Source organism: Streptomyces sp. AM25, from assembly GCF_058146165.1.
This window is the reverse complement of the sequence record NZ_JBKIWN010000036.1, coordinates 18,314-41,986: the sequence shown is the minus strand read 5'-3', so window position 1 is coordinate 41,986 and position 23,673 is coordinate 18,314. Positions and strand designations below refer to the sequence as shown.

The following is a 23,673-nucleotide window of genomic DNA, read 5'->3' as shown; positions in this document are numbered from 1 at the left end:
TGTCCGGGGTGGACATGCGGCGTATCACGGCTTCCGGTATCCCGCCCCTGACGGTCGAGCAGGGTCTGGCTCTCCTCGACGCGGCCATGACCACCGACCAGGCGTTCCTCGTCCCGATGGGACCGTTCATGACGTCGGGCTCAGTACGGTTGCGGGGCGAAGTCCCCGCCATGTTCCGGAACCTCGTCCGTGGCGGTCGGCGCATGGCAGCCACCGTCGAAGGCGGAGCCGGCACGGCCGTCGCGCTCGCGGCCCGGCTGCAGGAGCTGCGCAGCGAAGAACGGATGCGCCTCCTCGTGGACGTGGTGCGGACCGAAGCCGCTGCCGTCCTCGGCCACGCCTCGGCACAGAACATCGGGCCGGACCGCGACTTCCACGACCTGGGCGTGGACTCGCTGACCGCGCTGGAGCTGCGCAACCGCCTGACCTCGGTCACCGGCCTGCGGCTCCCGGCCACCCTCGTCTTCGACCACCCGACCCCCACCGTCCTCGCCGGGCATCTCGTTGCGGAACTGCTCGACGAACACGGCGAGGTGAACACCCCCGCCGTCGCGGCGACCGGAATCCCGGACGACCTTGTCGCCATCGTGGGCATGGCCTGCCGGCTGCCGGGCGGGGCGGGTTCTCCTGAAGAGCTGTGGGACCTGGTCCTCGAAGGCCGTGAGGGCATATCGGACTTCCCCACCGACCGCGGCTGGGACATGGACACCCTGCTCGGCGGCGCACCGGACGCCCGGGGCCGCAGCGCCACGTCGAAGGGCGGATTCCTGCACGGAGTCGCCGAGTTCGACGCGGAGTTCTTCGGGATCTCACCGCGCGAGGCCCTGGCCATGGACCCGCAGCAGCGTCTGCTCCTGGAGACCTCCTGGGAAGCCGTCGAACGTGCGGCCATCGACCCCGCAGCGCTGCGGGGCAGCCGGACCGGCGTCTTTGTCGGCACCGGTGGCCAGGACTACCTCACACTGGTGATGAACTCCAGCGAGGACATCGAGGGCCACGCCGGCACGGGCCTGGCCGCCAGCGTCGTCTCCGGTCGCATCGCCTACACCCTCGGGCTGGAGGGACCGGCCGTCACGATCGACACGGCATGCTCGTCGTCGCTGGTCGCCCTGCACCTGGCCGCCCAGTCCCTGCGCAGCGGCGAATGCACGCTGGCCCTTGCCGGCGGCGTCACCGTGATGTCCTCGTCCCTCGGCTTCCCGGGCTTCACACGACAGGGCGGGCTCGCCACGGACGGCCGGTGCAAGGCCTACGCGGACGCGGCGGACGGCACGGGCTGGTCCGAGGGCGTCGGCGTACTGTTGCTGGAGCGGCTGTCGGACGCCCGGCGCAACGGGCACGAGGTCCTGGCCGTGGTCCGCGGCTCGGCGATCAACCAGGACGGTGCGAGCAACGGGCTGACCGCCCCCAACGGGCCCTCTCAGCAGAGGGTGATCCGCCAGGCCCTGGCAAACGCCTGCCTGACGGCCGCCGACGTGGACGTCGTCGAGGGGCATGGCACGGGCACGACCCTCGGCGACCCGATCGAGGCACAGGCACTGCTCGCCACGTACGGACGCGACCGCAACGCAGGAATGCCCCTCCTACTCGGCTCGCTCAAGTCGAACATCGGACACACACAGTCCGCGGCGGGTGCCGCGGGTGTGATCAAGATGGTGATGGCGATACGGCACGGTGTGTTGCCGCGCACGTTGCACGTGGATGCACCCTCCTCGCATGTGGACTGGTCGGCCGGAGAGGTCAGGCTCCTGACGGAGACGGTGGACTGGCCGGACACCGGACGGCCGCGGCGCGCAGCAGTCTCGGCCTTCGGCATCAGTGGCACGAACGCCCACGTGATCATCGAGCAGGCGGAGCCTGCCGAGCATGCTGTTCCCGATGTGCCTGTGGTTTTGCCGGTGTTGGTGCCGTGGGTGGTGTCGGGGAAGTCCGGGGCGGCGTTGGATGCGCAGGTGGAGCGGGTTTCGGCGTTGTGTGGTGTTTCGCCGTTGGATGTGGGTTTTTCGTTGGCGTCGGGGCGGTCGTCTTTTGGGTGTCGGGCGGTGTTGCTGGCCGGTGCCGGGGGCGGGCCTGTGGAGGTTGCCCGTGGAGTGGCGACCGATCGTTCGCTGGCGTTGTTGTTCTCTGGTCAGGGGTCGCAGCGGCTCGGTATGGGCCGGGAGTTGTATGAGCGGTTCCCTGTCTTCGCGGCCGGGTTCGATGCGGTGTGCGCCGGGCTGGACGGGCACTTGGACCGGCCGGTGCGTGACGTTGTATGGGGCGACGACGAGGAGTTGTTGAGCCAGACCGTTTACGCCCAGGCTGGTCTGTTCGCGGTCGAGGTGGCGCTGTTCCGGCTGCTGGAGTCCCTGGGGGTTGTCCCGGATTTCGTTGCTGGTCATTCGATCGGAGAGGTGACGGCCGCGTATGTGGCGGGAGTCTTCTCGCTTGCGGATGCGTGTGCGTTGGTGGCGGCGCGGGGTCGGCTGATGCAGGCACTTCCCGCCGGTGGAGCGATGCTGGCCGTTGAGGCCACCGAGGGTGAAGTTGTGTCGCTGCTCGGGGACGGGGGTTCCGTGTCGATCGCGGCCGTCAACGGTCCTTCGTCCGTGGTTGTTTCTGGAACGGAAGACGCGATTGAGGACGTCCGGGTCCGCATGGAAGGTCAAGGTCGCAAGACATCCCGGCTGAAGGTCTCGCATGCCTTCCATTCGCCGCTGATGGACCCCATGCTCGACGACTTCTGGACAGTCGTGAGCCGTCTGTCCTTCGTGCCGCCGTCGATTCCGCTGGTGTCGAACGTGACCGGTGAGCAGGTGTCCGCCGAGCGTGTCTGCACCCCGGACTACTGGATCCGGCACGTTCGCGAGACCGTGCGCTTCGCCGACGGCATACGGGCACTCCGCGAAGCCGGTGCATCCGCCTTCCTGGAGGTCGGTCCTGGCGGGGTCCTGACCGCCCTGGCCCGGCAGATTTTCACCACGGGTGAGCAGGTCACCGTCGCACCTGCCCTGCGCGCCGGCCACACCGAACAGCGTGCGCTCGTGACTGGGCTCGCCCACCTCCACGTGGTCGGCGTCGACATCGACTGGGTGCGGTGGTTCGACGGTACCGGCGCTCGGCGCGTGGACCTGCCCACCTACCCCTTCCAGCGCGAGCGTTACTGGCCGGAGCAGCGTCCCGCGGTCGCCCGCGCCGAGGATCCCCTCGGCGCGCGGTTCTGGGCCGCGATCGAGGACGAGGACCTCGGCGCCCTGGCCGCCGATCTGGACGTGGACAGCGGGGCGCTGGGCGTCGTGCTGCCGGCCCTCACGTCGTGGCGTCGGCACCACCGGGACCAGTCGCTGCTCGACGCCCTGCGGTACCACGAGTCGTGGAAGCCGCTGTCCGGTACCCTCTCGGCCCGCCCTTCCGGACGCTGGCTCGTCGTTGCCCCGTCCCGGTGCGGGGACGAGGAGTGGACGGCCGCCGTGATCAAGGCGGTCGGGCCCGATGTGCTGTGCCTGTACGTCGAGTCGCCGGAACCGGGGCGTGAGGCGCTCGCGGCGCAGCTGTGCGAACTGCCCGCATCCGGTGCCCCGTTCGCGGGTGTGCTCTGTCTGCTCGCACTGGCCGGAGCCGCCGAGACCGGCGATGCTGCCGCACTCGGCCCGGTCGTGGCGACGACCGCCCTGCTCCAGGCCCTGCGCGACGCGGAAATCTCCGCTCCGCTGTGGTGTGTGACACGAGGCGCCGTGGCGGTCGGCTCCGCAGACGGGCCGCCTGTCCCGGAGCAGGCGGGGGTATGGGGCCTCGGGCGCGTGGCCGCGCTGGAGTACCCGCAGCAATGGGGCGGTCTGGTCGACCTGCCGGAGGAACTCGACCGGCGGGCCGTCCAGCGGCTCGGTGCGGTCCTGTCAGGTCTCGACGGCGAGGACCAGGTCGCCGTGCGCCCGTCCGCGGTGTACGGCCGCAGGCTGGTCCCGGCGCCCTCCGGCTCGGCGGACGCCGGATGGGAGCCTCACGGCACGGTGCTGGTCACAGGCGGCACGGGTGGGCGCGGTGCGCATGTCGCACGCTGGCTGGCGGGTGCGGGTGCGGAGCACCTGCTGCTCGTCAGCCGCCACGGCCCGGAGGCGCCGGGCTCTGGAGAACTCGCCGCCGAACTGCGGTCGTTGGGAGCCGGAGTGTCCGTCGTCGCCTGTGACGCGGCCGACCGCGAACAACTGGCCGCCGTGCTGGCGGGTATACCCGAGGACCAGCGGCTCACCGCCGTGGTGCACGCGGCGGGGACCGTCGACGACGGTGTGCTCGAGGACCTGACCCCCGGCCGGTTCGCCGCCGTCCACCGGTCGAAGGCCGTCTCCGCCTTGAACCTCGACGAACTGACGCGCGGCCAGGACCTGTCCGCGTTCGTCCTGTTCTCCTCCGTGGCGGGCGCGGTCGGCAGCCCCGGCCGCGCGACCGCCGCGGCCGCGAACGCCGTGCTCGACGCTCTCGCCCAGCGGCGCCGGGCGCAGGGTCTGGCGGCGACATCCCTGGCCTGGGGTGCATGGACGGACGACGAACCGGCCGGGTCCGAGGACGCGGGGGTGGACCTCCCGCGCCGTACAGTCGTGCCCGTGATTCACCCGGAACTGGCCGTCGCCGCACTGCGGCAGGCCGTCACCGGGCCCGCCCCCACCGTGATCCTGCTCGACCTGGAACAGCCGCACCTCGTCGACACCCTCGTCGGCCTGCGCGGCAACCCGCTGCTGAAGGAGCTCCCGGCCGCCCGGCAGGCGATCGGGGAGGCTGCCGCGGCGCGCAGGGAGTTCGCCTCGGCGGCCTCCGGACTCGTACACCGCCTGAAGCCGATGCCCGCAGCAGAGCGGGTGGCACTCGTGACCGACCTGGTGCGCACGCACGTGGCGGCCGTCCTCGGATACGCTGACAAGGCGGCCATCGCCCCGGAGAAGAAGTTCCGCGACCTCGGCTTCGACTCGCTCACCGCCATCGAGCTGCCCGGCCGCCTCAACCTGGCCACGGGTCTCAAACTGCCGGCCACCACGGTCTTCGACTACCCGACCACGACCGTCCTGGCCGGACACCTCCTCACGGCGCTGCTGAACGCGCCCGCGGGCGAGGCTCTTCCGGCACCCGCGACCGCCCCGGCCTCCGACGACCCGATCGCCATCGTCGGCATGGCGTGCCGCCTGCCGGGCGGTGTGCGCTCTCCGGAGGACCTGTGGCAGCTGGTCTCCGAAGGCCGGGACGGGATCTCCGCCTTCCCCGACGACCGCGGCTGGGACCTCAGGACGCTGGCCGGCGGCGACCGCGAAGGACGCGGCAGGAGCGCCACCCTCGAAGGCGGATTCGTCCCGGGCGTCGCCGACTTCGATGCAGGCTTCTTCGGCATCTCCCCGCGCGAGGCCTTGGCCATGGACCCGCAGCAGCGGCTCCTGCTGGAGACCTCCTGGGAGGCGGTCGAGCGTGCCGGCATCGACCCCGAGAAGCTGCACGGCAGCCGGACCGGCGTTTTCGTCGGTACGAACGGCCTGGACTACGCGACCCTCATGATGAACTCGCGCGAGGACATCGGAGGCCACGCCGGCACCGGACTGGCCACCAGCGTCCTCTCCGGCCGCATCTCCTACACCCTCGGCCTCGAAGGGCCCGCGGTCACCGTCGACACCGCGTGCTCGTCGTCCCTGGTGGCACTGCACTGGGCCGCCCAGGCCCTCCGCAACGGCGAGTGCTCGCTCGCCCTGGCCGGCGGCGTGACCGTGATGACCACTCCTGTGAGCTTCGCGGGCTTCACCGTGCAGGGCGGGCTGGCCGCGGACGGCAGGTGCAAGGCCTACTCGGACGCCGCCGACGGCACCAACTGGTCCGAGGGCGTGGGCATCCTCGTCCTGGAGCGGCTGTCGGAGGCCCGCCGCAACGGGCACGACGTCCTGGCCGTGGTGCGCGGTTCCGCGGTCAACCAGGACGGCGCCTCCAACGGCATCACCGCCCCCAACGGTCCGTCCCAGCAGCGGGTGATCCGGCAGGCGCTCGCCGCCGCCGGACTGTCGGCCGACGAGGTGGACGCCGTCGAGGGCCACGGCACCGGTACCTCGCTCGGTGACCCGATCGAGGCGCAGGCCCTGCTCGCGACCTACGGACTCGAACGCGACCCCGAGCGCCCGCTGTTGCTGGGATCGCTCAAGTCCAACATCGGCCACGCCCAGGCGGCCGCGGGTGTTGCCGGAGTCATCAAGACCGTGCTGTCCATGCAGCACGGGGTGCTGCCCCAGTCGCTGCACATCGACCGGCCGTCCTCGCACGTCGACTGGTCCACCGGCGCCGTGGAGCTGCTCACCGAGGCGCGCCCGTGGCCCGGGACCGGACGGCCGTGGCGGGCGGGCGTGTCGTCCTTCGGCATCAGCGGCACGAACGCCCATGTGATCATCGAGCAGGCATCGCCCGCCGAGGCTGCGGATGCCGGGGCCGACGAGCCGACCCTGTCGCCGGCAGTGGTGCCATGGCCGGTGTCGGGCAGGTCCACTGCCGCGCTGGACGCCCAGGTCGAGCGGATCGCGGCGGTGACCGGAGCGTCTCCGCTGGACGTGGGCTTCTCGCTGGCGGCGGGCCGTTCGGCGTTCGTGCACCGGGCCGTGCTGCTGGCCGGCACCGACGGGCAGCCCGCCGTGATCGCCAGGGGAATGGCCGCCGGCCGTGCGACCGCCTTCCTGTTCTCCGGCCAGGGGTCGCAGCGGCTCGGCATGGGCCGCGAGCTGTACCGCAGGTTCCCGGCATTCGCGGACGCGTTCGATGTCGTCTGCGCAGGGCTGGACGAGCACCTGGAGCGGCCGGTCCGTGACGTGATCTGGGGTGAGGACGAAGAACTCGTCAACCGGACCGTGCACGCCCAGGCGGGACTGTTCGCCGTCGAGGTGGCACTGTTCCGGCTCCTGGCCTCCTGGGGCGTCCGCCCCGGCTTCGTCGCGGGCCACTCGATCGGCGAGGTCGCGGCTGCGCATGCCGCCGGAGTGCTCTCCCTGCAAGATGCCTGCACCCTCGTCGCCGCCCGCGGCCGGCTGATGCAGGCCCTGCCCGAGGGCGGCGCCATGGCCGCTGTCCAGGCCACCGAAGGCGAGGTCGTGGCCCGGCTGACCGGAGGCACGTCACTGGCGGCGGTCAACGGCCCGCAGAGTGTGGTGATCGCGGGCGGCGAGGACGAAGTCCTGGGCCTCGCCCGGGACTTCACGGCAGAAGGGCGCAAGACCAGCCGCCTCCCTGTCTCGCATGCGTTCCATTCGGCGCTGATGGATCCGATGCTGGAGGACTTCCGTGCCGTGGTGGGCGGCCTGTCCTTCGCGGCGCCGGTGATCCCGCTGGTGTCGAATGTGACGGGCACGGTGGCGGACGCGGAACTGGTGTGCTCGCCCGAGTACTGGGTGCAGCACGTCCGGGAGACCGTGCGGTTCGCCGACGGAGTACGGGCCTTGCGCGAGGCCGGTGCGACGGCGTTCGTGGAACTGGGGCCCGACGGGGTCCTGGCGGCCCTCGCCCAGCAGAGTCTGGAGCAGGACGGCGAGTCCGTGGTGGTGCCGGTCCTCCGCAAGGACCGTCCCGAAGAGACCGGCCTGCTCACCGGACTGGCGCAGCTGCACGTGGCCGGCGTCGACGTCGAATGGGCACGCCTCTTCGACGGCACCGGGGCCCGGCGCGTGGACCTGCCCACCTACGCCTTCCAGCACGAGCGCTACTGGCCGCGGCCCGGAGCCCTCTCGGGCGACGTGACCTCCGCAGGCCTCATCCCCGCCGAGCACCCGCTGCTCGGTGCGGCCGTGCCCCTGGCCGGCTCCGACGGAGTGCTCTTCACCAGTCGGCTGTCGACCCGCGTGCACCCCTGGCTGGCGGACCACCGCATCGGAGGCAGGATCCTCTTCCCGGCCACCGGCTTCGTCGAACTGGCCGTCCGCGCGGGCGACCAGGTCGGGTGCAGCCGGATCGAGGAGCTCACGCTGGCCGAACCCCTGGTCATCGGCGAGGACGACGCCCCGGTCGTCCAGGTGTGGCTCTCCGCCCCCGACCCGTCGGGTGCCCGCACGCTCGACTGTTACGCACGCTCTGCCGACACGGATCCCGACGAACCGTGGACGCACTGCGCCACCGGCACGCTCACCTCCGCGGGTACCCCGGACACGGCGTCCACGCCGGTCTGGCCGCCGGTGGGAGCCCTCGCCGTCGACCTCGACGGCTTCTACCGCGAAAGCGGACCGGGCCCCGCCTTCCGAGGGCTGCGCGCCGCCTGGGTGCGCGGCGAGGAGACCTGCGCCGAGGTGGAGCTTCCGGCCGGACTCGCCGAGGACGCCGGATACTTCGGACTGCACCCCGCCCTCCTGGCCGCGGCCCTGCACGCCACGCCTCTCGCCGGGCTCGGCGACGAGGAGACCGAGCTGCTTCCCCACGCCTGGCACGGCGTGACCCTGCACGCCGGAGGCGCCTCGGCGCTGCGCGTGCGCCTGACCAGGACCGGCGAGGACACACTGTCGCTCACGGCGTTCGATGCCGAGGGCACTCCGGTGCTGTCGGTGGAGTCGCTGCGGCTGCGCCCCGCAGCGGGCTCACCGGCGTCGGCTGCGGTGCACAGCAACGCACGCGCCCCCCTGTTCCGGCTGGACTGGGTGCCGGCGGCCGCCGACCGGGCGGCGGATCCGGTGCGCTGCATGGCGCTCGGTGACGACGCGTTCGGTCTCGGCGCCTCTGTCGGCTCGCCGGCCGAACTGGCCGCAGCCGGTGCGGAACCGCTCCCCGATCTGGTCGTGACCGAGCTTCCGGACACGGACCCGGACGGGGACGTGCCGTCCGCCGTGCACCGGCTCACGGCGTGGGCGCTGGAGCTGGTGCAGAAATGGATTGCGGACGAGCGGTTCGCCGCCTCACAGCTGGTGTTCGTGACCTGCGGCGCCATCGCCGCCGGAGCCGGTGAGAGGGTGCGTGACCTGACCGGCAGTGCCGTGTGGGGCCTCGTGCGCTCGGCACACTCGGAGCACCCCGGCCGGTTCGTCCTCCTCGACGTGGAACACCACGAGGACGTCACTGCGGTGCTGCCCGGCCTCGGCCCCCTGCTGGCCACCGGAGAGGCCCAGTTCGCCGTGCGCAACGGCAGCCTGCGCGTGGGCCGGCTGGCCCGCCTGGCGACCGGCCCCGGTCTGCTGCCCCCGGCCGGAGTGCCGTGGCGGCTCGACGCACCGCAGGGCGAGGACCGCGAACCGGCCCTCGTGCCCTGCCTCGAAGCGGCGGAACCGCTCGCCGCAGGCCAGGTACGCGTGGCCGTCCGCGCCGCCGGAGTGACCCTGCACGGCCTTCCCTCGGGCGGTCGGCTCGCCGGCGTGGTCACCGAGACAGGCCCCGGTGTGTCTGCGTTCCGTACCGGAGACCGTGTTGCCGGCCTCGGATGCCCCGGGCCGTTGGCCGTGCTCCGCCAGGACCGGCTGGCACACATCCCGCAGGACTGCTCCTGGGAACAAGCCGCTGCCGAGGCCTGCGACGGACTCCAGTCCCCGCCGGCCGCCCCGCACGACATCCGCCGCGCCCACCACGCCCTGCGCGCGAACGCGGCCGCAGTGCTCACCATGCCCCGGCAGTGGGACCCCGACGGGACGGTGCTCATCACCGGCGGCACCGGCGCGCTGGGCCGCCATCTCGCCCGTCACCTCGTGGTCGGCGGCACCCGGCACCTGCTGCTCACCAGCCGCCGCGGACCTGATGCACCGGGAGCCGGTGAACTGGCCTCCGAACTGCGCGCGTCGGGCGCACAGGTGACCATCACCGCGTGCGACACCGCGGACCGGGACGCAACCGCCGCACTGCTGGCCGCGATCCCGGATGCACATCCGCTGACCGCGGTCGTCCACACGGCCGGTGTGCTCGACGACGGCGTCGTGACCTCCCTGACCCCCGACCGGCTTTCGGCCGTCCTGCGCCCCAAGGTGGACGCGGCCTGGAACCTCCACGAACTCACCCGTGACCTCGGCCTCGCCGCGTTCGTCACCTTCTCGTCCGTCGCGGGCGTCATGGGCAGCCCCGGCCAGGGCAACTACGCGGCGGCGAACTCCTTCCTGGACGCCCTGGCCGAGCACCGCACGGCACTCGGCCTGCCCGGCACCTCGCTCGCCTGGGGACCCTGGGCACAGGACGCGGGAATGACCAGCGGCCTCGGCGACACCGACATGCAGCGCATGCAGTCCGGCGGCCTGCCGCCGCTCTCCGTCGGCCAGGGCCTGGAGCTCTTCGACGCTGCCCTCGGCTCCTCCGAACCGCTGGTCATCCCACTGGGCCTGGCCGGCGGCGGCATGCGCCCCCAGGGCGAGGTGCCCCCGCTCTTCCGCGGCCTGGTGCGCGGCACCCGGCGCGCCGCGGCGAACACCGCGGGCGGCGGGGCCACCGTGGCCGGCTTCACCCGGCAACTGCTGGAACTGGGCGAGCAGGACAGGTCCCGCTTCCTCGTCGACATCGTGCGCACCGAGTCCGCCACCGTGCTCGGCCACGCGTCGCCCGACGCCGTCGAAGCGGACCGGGACTTCTACGAGCTGGGCTTCGACTCGCTGACCTCCGTCGAACTGCGCAACCGCCTCTCCGCCGCCACCGGCCTGCGGCTGCCCGCCACCGTCGTCTTCGACAACAAGACGCCCAACGCGCTGGCCTCCTGGATCCGCAGCGAGCTGGCCGACCGGCCCGACCCCGGATCCGCTGCCCCCGGCACCCTCGCCCTGCCCTCCGGCCGGCAGGAAATCGACTCGCTGGAACGGCTGTTCACCGAAGCCCTCGACGCCGGCAAGGTCGCCGAGGCTCAGCGCATGCTGGCCACCGTCGCCGCCCTGCGCCCCACCTTCGAGAACACGGCGGAGCTGGAGGACCTGCCGTGGACCGCCACGCTGGCCGAAGGCCCGCACGAGCCGCGGCTCATCTGCGTCAGCGCGCCCACGGCCAACGCCGGCATCCACCAGTACTCCCGCCTCGCCGCCCACTTCCGTGGCGAGCGAGAGGTCTCCGCCATGCCGCTCATCGGCTTCGCCGCGGGAGAGCGACTGCCGGCCACGCCCCACGTCGCCACCCGCGTGATCGCCGAGAGCGCACTGCGGGCCGCCGACGGCAAGCCGTTCGTCCTGGTCGGCCACTCCTCCGGCGGCTCCTTCGCCTACGCGGCGGCCGGGCTGCTGGAGCACACGTGGGGGATCAGGCCCGCAGGCGTCGTCCTGCTCGACACCCTGAGCTTCCAGCACAACAGCGACGAGGGTGTCGACTACACGGGGCTGATGCTGCTCAACTTCGCAGCACTCGGGGACTCCCCGGTGCGGCTGACCAACTCCCGGCTCTCGGCGATGGGCCGGTGGATGGTTCTGCTGAACCAGCTGGAGGTCCGGCCCACGACGGCCCCCGTCCTGCTCGTCCAGTGCAGCAAGCCGCTTTTCGGCACCGACTCCAGGCCGATCGAGCAGCGGCAGGGCACGAGGGAGCCGCTGGTGGCCTCGGCGGACATCCGGCCGGTCGAGGCGGACCACCTCTCGCTGATCCGCGAGGACTCCGCCAAGACCGCGGCGATCATGGCGGACTGGCTCCGCTCCCTGCCCTCCGGGCAGTAGCCCTGAAGCTCTGAAGAGATCCGCAGTTCCACGGCCGTGAAACCGGGCCCGGCCGCTGTCCCGCACGGCAGTCGGGCCCCGGCGACGGGTCATCCGTCGTACCCGGCCGTCCTACGCGGCGTCGCGGAGCACGACCGGCGCCGCGGAGGCTACGGAAAATCGCAGTCCGGCACGTTGACACTGACGGCCCCGGCAACTCACTCCGAGAGGTTGACATCCTCATGTCGAACGAGGAGCAGCTCCGCGACTACCTGAAGCGGGCCGTCGCAGACCTTCATGACACGCGCGAACAGCTCCGTGAGGTGAGCGAGAAGAACCGGGAACCCATTGCCGTCGTCGGCATGGGATGCCGCTACCCGGGCGGCGTCCGCTCACCGGAAGACCTGTGGACAGTACTCCACGACGGCGTCGATGCGATCTCGCCCTTCCCCACCGACCGGGGCTGGGATCCGGGGACCCTGACCGGCTCCCGTGAGAGCGGATTCCTGCACGACGCCGCCGAGTTCGACCCCGGCTTCTTCGGGATCTCCCCCCGCGAGGCACTCGCGATGGACCCCCAGCAGCGCCTGCTGCTGGAAACCGCCTGGGAGACCGTCGAACGCGCCGGAATCGACCCGGAGTCGCTGCACGGCACCCGGACCGGCGTCTTCGTCGGCACCGGCCACGGCGGATACGACTCCGGCCCCCGGCGCCGCCAGGACGAGGTGGCCGGACACCTGCTCACCGGCAACACCGTCAGCGTCGCCTCCGGGCGTATCTCCTACGTGCTCGGCCTCGAAGGCCCGGCCGTCACCGTCGACACCGCCTGCTCCTCCTCACTCGTCGCACTCCACCTCGCCGTGCAGTCGTTGCGCCGCGGCGAGTGCTCCCTGGCCCTGGCAGGCGGGGCGACCGTGATGTCCACCCCGCAGATGTTCACGGAGTTCGGTCGACAGGGCGGCCTGGCCGCCGACGGGCGCTGCAAGCCGTTCGCCGCCGCGGCCGACGGCACCGCCTGGAGCGAGGGCGTCGGACTGCTGCTGGTCGAGCGGCTGTCGGACGCCCGGCAACGCGGCCACCGCGTGTTGGCCGTGATCCGTGGCTCGGCCGTCAACCAGGACGGTGCGAGCAACGGGCTGACCGCACCCAACGGCCCCTCACAGGAACGGGTGATCGGCCAGGCACTGGCCGACGCCCTGTTGTCCGCCGCCGACATCGACGTCCTGGAGGCGCACGGCACGGGGACCCGTCTCGGCGACCCGATCGAAGCACAGGCCGTGCTGGCCGCCTACGGCAGCCGACGCCCCGACGGCCGACCGCTGCTGCTCGGGTCGATGAAGTCGAACATCGGCCACACCCAGGCCGCTTCGGGCGTTGCCGGCGTGATGAAGACGGTGCTCGCGATGCAGCACGGCATCGTGCCCGGGACACTGCACATCGACGCCCCCACCCCGCATGTGAACTGGTCCGCCGGCACTGTCCGGCTGCTCACCGAGAATCAGCCGTGGCCGGACCGCGGCGAGCCCCGCCGCGCGGCGGTCTCCTCGTTCGGCGTCAGCGGCACCAACGCCCACGTCGTCCTCGAACAGGCCCCCGACGACGAGCCCGCCGCGGACGCAGCCGCCCCGTACGCTCATCCGGCCGTCCTGCCCTGGGTACTGTCCGGAAGGAGCACAGAAGCCCTGCGGGCCCAAGCCGGGCGCCTGGCAGCCGACGCCGGGGACCGCCCCGGCGCCGCCCCGCAGGACGTTGCCCTCTCCCTGGCCACCACGCGATCCCTCATGGAACACCGCGCGGTCGTCGTGGCGGCGGACCGCCGGGAGTTCCTGGATGCCCTGGGCGCCCTCGCCCGGGGTAGCGCCTCGCCCTCGGTCACCGAGGGCCGGGCCGCCGAGGAGCCGCTCGCCCTCCTCTTCCCGGGCCAGGGCGCACAGCGACTCGGCACGGGCCGGGAACTGTACGCCGCGCACCCCGCGTTCGCGCAGGCCTTCGACACGGTCTGTGCAGGACTGGACCGGCACCTGGACCGCCCGCTGCGCGAGGTGCTGTGGGGTACCGACGAAGAGCTGCTGAACCGGACGGAATTCGCCCAGCCGGCACTCTTCGCCGTCGAGGTCGCCCTCTTCCGGTTCCTGGAAACCCTCGGCGTGACACCGCAGTTCATCGGCGGCCACTCCGTCGGCGAGCTGGCAGCCGCCCACGTGGCAGGGGTCTTCTCGCTGGACGACGCCTGCGCCGTGGTGGCCTCCCGCGGCCGGTTGATGCAGGCGCTCCCCGCGGGCGGAGCAATGGCCGCGCTGCAGGCCACCGAGGACGAGGTGCTGCCGCTCCTGGGCGGCCAGATGTCACTCGCCGCGGTCAACGGCTCCTCGGCCGTGGTGATTTCCGGACCCGCCGAGGCCGTGGACGGGCTGCAGGCCCACTTCGCGGACCGCGGGCGCCGGACCACGCGCCTGAAGGTGTCGCACGCCTTCCACTCGGCGCTGATGGACCCCATGCTCGAGGACTTCCGTGCGGTGCTCGAGAACGTCACGTTCGGCGAGCCGGCGATACCGGTGGTCTCGAACCTGACCGGCGCAGCGGCCACGGCCGGACAGCTGGACTCCGCGGACTACTGGGTGCGCCACGTGCGCGAGACGGTCCGCTTCGCCGACGGCATGCGTACCCTGCACGCGCAGGGCGTGACCCGCTTCGTCGAATTGGGACCGGGCGGAGAGCTGTCCTCCCTGGCGCGGGAATCGGACGACGACACGGCCGTGTTCGTCCCCGTGCTGCGCCGGGGCCGGGACGAGGAGCGCACGTTCCTCGACGCCTTGGCACGCCTGCACGTCTGTGGTGTGCCCGTGGACTGGCCGGTGCTCCTGGCCGGCACGGGTGCCCGGCGCATCGGCCTGCCGACCTATGCGTTCCAGCGTCGGCGCTACTGGCTGGAGGCGGCTGCCGCCTCCACGGACGCGGAGGCGTTCGGCCTCAGGGCCGCGGACCATCCCCTGCTCTCCGGAGCCGTGGAACTGGCAGCCGCCGAGGGGCTCCTGCTCACCGGCCGACTGTCGGCACAGTCACAGCCGTGGCTCGCCGACTTCCCGGCCGGATGCCCGGCGGAGCTCCCGGGCACGGCCCTGCTCGACCTGGCGGTCCGGGCCGGCGACGAGACGGGCTGCGGCGCAGTGGCGGAACTGACGCTCGCCGCCCCGCTGATGCTGCCCGAGCACGACGCCGTCCAGATCCAGATGTGGGTGGGCGCACCGGACGCCTCGGGGCGCCGCGCCCTGACCGTGCACTCCCGACCCGCCCACGACACCACCGCCCCGTGGACCGAACACGCCCGCGGCGTGCTGGCCCCAGACGCCGCAGAGGTGCCCTTCGACGCGACGGTGTGGCCGCCGGAAGGCGCCGAGCCGCTGACGCCCACGCCGGGTCAGCGGGCGGCATGGCGGCGCGGCGACGAGGTGTTCGCCGAAACCGCCCTGCCCGAAGCCGCCGACGGCGAAGCGGCATCTTTCGGCCTGCACCCGGCTCTGCTGGACGCCGCGTTGCGCGCCGCCACGCTCACAGGGCTCCCCGAGGACGCCGTACCCTGCTCTTGGCGAGATGCCGCCCTGCATGCCTTCGGAGCGACGACGGTACGGGTCCGGCTGGTGCGCAACGGCGACGACACGGTGTCCCTGGCCCTCGCCGACGAAGAGGGCACCCCGGTCGCCTCGGCCGCGACCGTGACCCTGCGCATCCCCGAACGGGAGCACCGGACCGCGCACAACGCGCTTTTCCGGGTGGACTGGACCCCGGTCCGGCCTGCCGTCGGCGCTCCCGCGACGCCGGCCGTGGTGGGCCCCGACGCCGACGGACTGGCCGGCCCGGACACGGAGGTGCACCCCGACCTGGAGTCGCTGGCATCGCAGGACGTCCCGGCCGCGGTGCTCGTGCCCGTACAGCCCGCCCCGGGCGATGTGGCCGAGGCGGCCCACGCGGCAGTGGCGCACGTGCTGGGCCTGATCCAGTCCTGGCTGGCGGACGAGCGGTTCGCCGCCTCGCGCCTGGTGTTCGTGACCCGGGGCGCCGTCTCGGGCACGGCCCTGGCCGGCGCCGCCGTACAGGGCCTGGTGCGCTCCGCACAGTCGGAGAACCCGGGCCGCTTCGGCCTGGTCGACATCGAGGCCGAGGACTCCGCCACTGCCGCCGCCGTGTTGCGCGCTGCTGCTTCGGACGAGCCGCAACTGCTCGTGCGGGGCGGCGAACTGCTCGCCGCCCGGCTCACGCGGGTCACGGCCGGCGAGCGCACGCCCCTCACGGCGGGCGAAGGCACCGTCCTGATCACCGGCGGCACCGGCGGCCTCGGCCGCCTCGTCGCCCGGCATCTGGTGACGCGGCACGGGGTGCGGGACCTGCTGCTCGTGAGCCGCCGTGGCCCGGCGGCCGGGGGCGTCGACGAACTGTCCGCCGAACTGGCCGGACACGGTGCCAGGGTGACCGTCGAAGCCTGCGACGTGGCCGATGCCGACGTCGTGACGGCCCTGGTGGCCCGGCATCAGGTCCGGGCCGTCGTGCACACCGCAGGCATCCTGGACGACAGCGTCATCGGCGCCCTGACCCCCGAGCGCGCCTCGGCGGTGCTGCGCCCCAAGGCCGACGGAGCCTGGAACCTGCACCAGGCCACCCGGGGGCTCGCGCTCGACGCCTTCGTCGTGTTCTCGTCCGCATCCGGCGTGTTCGGCGGCCCCGGACAGGGCAACTACGCCGCCGCGAACGCCTTTCTCGACGGCTTCGCCCGCCATCGCCGCGAACAGGGCCTGCCGGCCGTCTCGTTGGCATGGGGCCCCTGGGCGCAGGACGGCGGCATGACCGGCGCCCTGTCCGGGACCGACATCCGGCGCCTCACCCGTTCCGGCATGCCGCCGCTGTCCGCGGCACAAGGACTCGCCCTCTTCGACGCCGCGCTGTCGGCCCCGGACCCGGTCGTGCTGCCGGTGCGCCTGGACCTCGCGACGCTGCGCACCCACGACGACGTGCCCGCCCTGCTGCACGGCCTGGTCCGCATGCGCCCCCGGCGCACCGCGGCCGGTGACTCCGGCACCACCTCCGGCCTGCTGCGGCAACTCTCCGGCCTGGATCCCGACGAGCGGCACGAGACGTTGCTCGACCTGGTGCGCACCCAGATCGCGCTGGTGCTCGGGCACGCGGCCGCGCAGACCGTGGATCCGGCCCGGGCCTTCCGCGACCTCGGATTCGACTCCCTGACCGCAGTCGAGTTGCGCAACCGCCTGAACACCACGACGGGGCTGCGGCTGCCCACCACGGTAGTCTTCGACCACCCGTCCGCCGACGCCCTGGCACGCCACCTGCTGGCCGAGCTGTCCGGCGACGGCACCGCCGCCCCGGCCCCCGTGGCCGCGCTGTCCCGCGCGGCCGACGACCCCGTGGTGATCGTGGGAATGGCTTGCCGCTACCCCGGCGGCGTGGCCTCCCCGGACGACCTGTGGCGGCTGGTGTCGGACGGTGTGGACGCGGTCTCCGGCTTCCCGGCCGACCGTGGCTGGGACGTGGACGGCCTCTACCACCCGGACCCCGCACACAAAGGCACCACCTATGCGTCCGGCGGCGGATTCCTGCACGACGCGGCCTGGTTCGACCCCGAGTTCTTCGGCATGAGCCCCCGGGAGGCACTGGCCACCGACTCCCAGCAGCGCTTGCTGCTGGAGACCACGTGGGAGGCGCTCGAGCACGCCGGCACGGACCCGGCGGCGCTGCGCGGCAGCCGGACCGGAGTCTTCGCCGGAGTCACCTACAGCGACTACGCCGGCCTGCTCACCGGCGCCGAGTTCGAGGGCTTCCGGGCCAACGGCACCGGACCCGCCATCGCTTCGGGCCGGGTCTCCTACACCTTCGGCTTCGAGGGGCCGGCTGTCACGGTGGACACGGCGTGCTCGTCGTCGCTGGTGGCCCTGCACTGGGCCGCGCAGGCCCTGCGGTCGGGCGACTGCTCGCTCGCCGTGGCCGGCGGCGTGGTCGTCATGTCGACCCCCGACATCTTCGTGGAGACCGCCCGTCAGCAGGTGCTGTCCCCCGACGGCCGGTGCCGGTCCTTCGCCGACGCGGCCGACGGCGTGGGCTGGGCCGAGGGCGTGGGCGTCCTGGTCCTGGAACGGCTGTCGGACGCCCGCCGCAACGGGCACCGCGTGCTCGCCGTCGTCCGCGGCAGCGCCGTCAACCAGGACGGCGCGAGCAACGGCCTGACCGCCCCCAACGGCCCTTCCCAGCAGCGCGTCATCCGCCAGGCCCTGGCCGGCGCCGGCCTGTCGGCCGCGGACGTCGACGCGGTCGAGGCACACGGCACGGGCACCACCCTGGGCGACCCCATCGAGGTACAGGCCCTGCTCGCCACCTACGGCCAGGACCGGCCGGAGGACCGGCCGTTGCTCCTGGGCTCGGTGAAGTCCAACATCGGGCACACCCAGGCGGCGGCCGGCGTTGCCGGCATCATCAAGATGGTCATGGCCATGCGGCACGGCACGCTGCCCCGCACGCTGCACGTCGACGTGCCCTCGTCCCACGTGGACTGGTCCACCGGAGCAGTGGAACTGCTGACGGAGGACAGGGCCTGGCCGGAGACCGGCCGCCCGCGCCGCGCAGGCGTCTCGTCCTTCGGCATCAGCGGCACCAACGCACACGTGATCCTCGAACAGCCCGGAACCGCCGACACCGAGCCGCCTGCCGAACCGGCCACGGGCACGGCACCGTTGGCGCTCTCCGGCAAGAGCGGCGCGGCGCTGCGCGCGCAGGCAGCACGACTGCTCGCACGCCTCACGGACGACCCCGGACTGCGGCCCACGGACGTGGCGTTCTCACTGGCCACCGAACGCTCCGCATTCGCCCACCGCGCCGTCGTCGTCGCCGCCGACCGGGACTCCGCACTGCGCGGGCTCGCCGCCCTGTCCGCGGGAGAAGCCGCGACCGGCCTGGTCGAAGGCACCGCCGGCCCGGGCAGGACCGCCTTCCTGTTCGCGGGACAGGGATCCCAGCGCATCGGGACGGGCCGCGAACTCCACGGCCGTTTCCCGGCCTTCGCCGCAGCCTTCGACACCGTGTGCACGAGCCTGGAGGACCGGCTGGGGCTTCCTCTGCGCGACGTGCTGTGGGGCACCGACGCCGCACTGCTCGAGGAGACGCAGTACACGCAGGCCGCCCTCTTCGCCGTCGAGGTCGCGCTGTTCCGGCTGCTGCGCTCCTGGGGCGTGCGGCCGGACTTCCTCGCCGGGCACTCCATCGGCGAAGTGACGGCCGCGCATGTGGCCGGTGTTCTCTCCCTCGACGACGCCTGCACGCTGGTCGCCGCCCGCGGGCGGCTCATGCAGGACCTGCCGGCCGGCGGCGCCATGCTCGCGCTCCAGGCCGCCGAGGGCGAGGTGCTGCCGCTCCTGGGCGACCGGGTCTCCCTGGCCGCGGTCAACGGCCCCTCGGCCGTGGTGATATCGGGCGACAGGAACGCGGTGGAGGAGATCCGGGCCCGCTTCGGGGAACAGGGCCGCAGGGCCACCGCCCTGCGCGTCTCGCACGCCTTCCACTCCCCGCTGATGGACCCCGTGCTGGACGAGTTCCGCAGCGTGCTCGAAGGACTCGCCTACCACGCACCGGACATCCCGGTCGTCTCCGGCCTCACCGGCACCCTGGCCACCGCAGAGCAGCTTAGGTCCCCCCGGTACTGGGTCCGCCACGCCCGCGAAACCGTCCGGTTCGCCGACGTCGTGCACACCCTGCACACCGAGGGCACCACCCGGTTCGTCGAACTGGGCCCCGACGGCGTGCTGTCGGCCATGGCCCGCGCGTCCGTACCTGACGACGAGGCCGTGTTCGTCCCCGTGCTGCGCAGGAACCGGCCCGAAGAGCCCGCGGCCGTGGGCGCGCTGGCACACCTGCACGCCGTCGGAGTGCAGGCCGACTGGAACGCCTTCTTCACCGGGACCGGTGCCCGCCACGCGGACCTGCCCACCTACGCCTTCCAGCGTCGGCGGTTCTGGCCGGCGGGCGTGCCCGCCCGCACACCTGTCACCACCCCCGTCACGGACGCACTGCCCGGAGCGGCACAGCTGAGGGAGCGGTTCGCCGGCCTGACGCCCGACGGGCAGGAGCGCCTGCTGACGGGCATGATCCAGCAGGAGACGGCCCGCGTGCTCGGGTACGACTCCGCAGACGCCGTCGAGGACGACAGGCCCTTCCGCGAGCTCGGCTTCGACTCGCTCACGGCCGTCGAACTGCGCGGCCGGCTCGCCGCGGTGACGGGCGTCCCGCTGCCCGCCACGCTGCTCTTCGACCACCCCACCGTCTCCGCCGTCGCTGCGCACCTGCGTGCCGAAATGCTGGGCGCGCAGGAGCAGGACGACGCCTTCGCACCCGTCGCCGCCGCTCACGACGAGCCCATCGCCATCGTGGGCATGGCCTGCCGCCTCCCCGGCGGCGTGCAGTCGCCCGAGGACTTCTGGCGCCTGGTCGCGGACGGCGTGGACGCCATCGGGGACTTCCCGGCCGACCGCGGCTGGGACACCGACCGCATCCACCACCCCGACCCCCGTCACCAGGGCACCAGCTACGTACGCGAAGGCGGCTTCCTCACCGGCATGGCCGAGTTCGATGCAGGCTTCTTCGGCATTTCTCCGCGCGAGGCCCTGGCCATGGACCCGCAGCAGCGGCTCCTGCTGGAGACCTCCTGGGAGACCGTCGAACGCGCCGGGATCGACCCGGAGTCGCTGCGCGGCAGCGCCACCGGAGTGTTCGTCGGCGCCACCTACCACGAGTACCAGACGGTCCTGGCCCGTACCGCGGACGACGTTGCCGGCCACCTCATGACCGGCAACGCCTCCAGCGTCGTCTCGGGCAGGGTCTCGTACGCCCTCGGACTCGAGGGGCCAGCCGTCACGATCGACACGGCCTGCTCGTCGTCCCTGGTGGCCCTCCACCTCGCCGCCCAGTCGCTGCGCCGTGGCGAATGCACGCTCGCCCTGGCCGGCGGCGTGACGGTGTTCGCCACCCCCGAGATGTTCGTCGAGTTCTCCCGCCAGGGCGCCCTCGCACCCGACGGGCGGTGCAAGCCCTTCGCCGCCGCGGCCGACGGCGCCGGGTGGAGCGAGGGCATCGGCCTGCTGCTGGTGGAGCGTCTCTCGGACGCCCGCCGACGGGGACACCGCGTCCTGGCACTCGTCCGCGGAAGTGCCATGAACCAGGACGGCGCCTCCAACGGCCTTACGGCCCCCAACGGCCCCTCCCAGCAACGGGTGATCAGGAGGGCCCTGGCCGACGCCGGCCTGACCCCGGCCGATGTCGACGTGGTCGAGGCCCATGGCACCGGAACACGCCTGGGCGACCCCATCGAGGCCCAGGCGGTCCTGGCCGCCTACGGTCAGGACCGCGAACACCCGCTGCTGCTCGGCTCGGTGAAGTCCAACATCGGCCACGCCCAGGGAGCCGCCGGCGTCGCCGGCATCATCAAGATGGTGCTGGCCATGCAGCACGGTCTGATCCCCAAGACCCTCCACATCGACGGCGCCACCCCGCACGTGGACTGGAGCACGGGCCGGGTGGAGCTGCTCACCGAACCGGCGGCCTGGCCCGCGACCGGTCGGCCGCACCGCGCGGGCGTCTCCTCCTTCGGTATGAGCGGCACCAACGCCCACGTCATCCTCGAACAGGCACCTCCGGAGACCCCGGTGGGGGAGGTGCTCGCACCGGCACGTCCGTACGCCCTGCCCTGGATGCTGTCGGCCAAGAGCCGGGACGCCCTGCACGAGCAGGCACGCCGACTGGCCGGGCACCTCAGGGATTTCGACGGCGGACTCGACGACGTCGCCTATTCGCTGGCGACCGGCCGCGCAGCTCTGGAGCACCGTGCGGCCGTCGTCGCGGCGGACCGCGACGCGTTCCTCGCCGGCCTGGACGCACTGGCCCGCGGCGAGGCCGCCCCCGGCGTACTGCAGGGCACGTCCGGGGGCGACGGCAGCACGGTCTTCGTCTTCCCCGGCCAGGGCTCACAGTGGACCGGCATGGCACGCGAACTCCTCGACATCTCGCCGGACTTCGCCGAACGCATGGGGGAGTGCGCTGCCGCTCTGGCGCAGTACACCGACTGGTCCCTGCTGGACGTCCTGCGCGGAGCACCCGGCACACCGGACCTGGAACGGGTCGACGTCGTCCAGCCCGTGCTGTTCGCCGTCATGGTGTCGTTGGCGGCCCTGTGGCGGGCCCATGGCATCGAACCGGCCGCCGTGATGGGCCACTCGCAGGGCGAGATCGCCGCGGCCTGCGTGGCCGGCGCCCTCTCGCTGGACGACGCGGCCCGGGTGGTCGCCCTGCGCAGCCAGGCCCTGACCGCACTGTCCGGACGCGGTGGCATGGTCTCGGTCGCCCAGCCCGTCCAGGCCGTGCGCGACCGCATCCGTGCCTGGGACGGACGGATGTCGGTCGCCGCCGTCAACGGCCCCGGCTCCGTGGTCGTCTCCGGTGCTCCGGACGCCCTCGCGGAACTGCTCGCCGGATGCGAACGGGACGGGATCCGGGCCCGCCGGATCCCCGTGGACTACGCCTCGCACTCCGCCCAGGTGGAGCTCATCGAAGAGCAGGTGCTCACCGCGCTGGCCCCCATCACGCCACGCCCGGCCCGCATCCCCTTCTGCTCGACCGTCACGGGCGAACCGATCGACACCACCGCCCTCGACGCCGCCTATTGGTACCGCAACCTGCGTCACACGGTGGAGTTCGAGCAGGCCACCCGCACCCTGCTGGACGCCGGACACCGCATCTTCGCCGAGATCAGCCCGCACCCGGTCGTCACCCCCGGGATCCGGGAGACCATCGAGGCCGCCGGCGTCACGGCCCTGGCCACCGGCACCCTGCGCCGCGACGAGGGCGGCATCGGCCGGTTCCTCGCCTCCCTCGCCGAGCTCCGCAACCACGGCGCCCGCATCGCCTGGGACGTCCTCTTCGCCGGAACCGACGCCCACCGGGTCGCACTGCCCGTATACGCCTTCCAGCGGCAGCAGTTCTGGCCCCGGCCCGCGCAGACGGCCGGAGACGTGGCCTCGGCGGGCCTGGACGCCCTGGAGCACCCGCTGCTCGGAGCGGCCGTGGAGCTCGCCCGCGGGGACGGTCTCGTGGCCACCGCCCGCTGGTCGCTCAGGACCCATCCGTGGCTCGCCGACCACGCCGTCTCCGGCACCGTCCTGGTCCCCGGCGCCGCCCTCGTGGAGGCCGCGATCAGGACGGGGGACGAACTCGGCTGCGGCCGGGTCGGGGAGCTCACCCTGCACGCACCGCTCACCCTCCCCGAACGGGGCGAAGTGCACGTGCAGATCACGGTCGGCGCCGCCGACGACTCCGGCAGCCGGCCGGTGGCCGTCCACGCCCGCCCCGCCGCCGGCGACTCCGCAGCGGCCTGGACCGAGCACGCCACCGGCTTGCTCGCCCCGGCCGCCCCGGCCCCCGCCACGGCACCGGAGGACCTCGTCACCTGGCCCCCGCGCGGTGCCGAGGCCCTGCCCACGGACGGCCACTACGCCGCCCTGCGCGAGGAGGGCTACGAGTACGGACCCGTGTTCCAGGGCGTACGGGCCGCCTGGCGCCGGGGCCGGGACGTCTACGCCGACGTGGCCCTGCCCGAACAGGCGCTGCCGGACGCCGTCCGGTTCGGCATGCACCCCGCCCTGCTGGACGCCTCGCTGCACGCCTCCGGGCTGGGCCTGCTGAGCAACGAGGGCGCCGGCATTGGACTGCCCTTCTCCTGGACGGGCGTATCCCTCCACGCCACCGGGGCCACCGCCCTGCGCGTCCGCCTCTCACCGGCCGGCCCCGGCGCCGTCTCCGTGCTGATGGCCGACCACACCGGCAGGCCCGTGGCCGCCGTCGACTCCCTGGCCGTAAGGCCCCTCGCCGCCGGAGCCCTCACGGCCGGGCAACGGACCGCCCGCGACGCGCTGTTCCACCTCCGCTGGACCGCTGTGCCCGCGGCCCCCGCAGCAGGGCCCGCCCCCTGGGCCCTGACCGGAAACGCCGACGACCGGCTCCTCGCGGCCCTCGCCGCAGGCGGCGCCGGACTGCACGGCACGGACGCCCCCGCGGTGGCCGTGCTGTTCCCCCCGGC

At 73.2% G+C, this 23,673-nt stretch carries 2 protein-coding genes and 1 pseudogene (1 of these 3 running past the window's edge); all 3 read left to right on the top strand.

Translation table 11 applies throughout. The annotated features are described in order from the left end of the window. Positions 1-8: 8 nt before the first annotated feature. Positions 9-10,655 (top strand): annotated as a pseudogene (locus ACLHRZ_RS32280) (type I polyketide synthase); the annotation flags it as partial. A 132-nt stretch (positions 10,656-10,787) separates the two neighbouring features. Then, positions 10,788-11,573 (top strand): alpha/beta fold hydrolase, encoded by a 786-nt coding sequence (locus tag ACLHRZ_RS32275; RefSeq protein ID WP_490422147.1) that lies wholly within the window; start codon positions 10,788-10,790, stop codon positions 11,571-11,573. A gap of 221 nt (positions 11,574-11,794) precedes the next feature. Beyond that, positions 11,795-23,673: the 5' portion of an SDR family NAD(P)-dependent oxidoreductase gene (locus ACLHRZ_RS32270; protein WP_490422145.1), read on the top strand. Its footprint extends 7,900 nt past the window's final position; only the first 11,879 of its 19,779 coding nucleotides appear in the window; its start codon is at positions 11,795-11,797; the stop codon falls past the right edge of the window.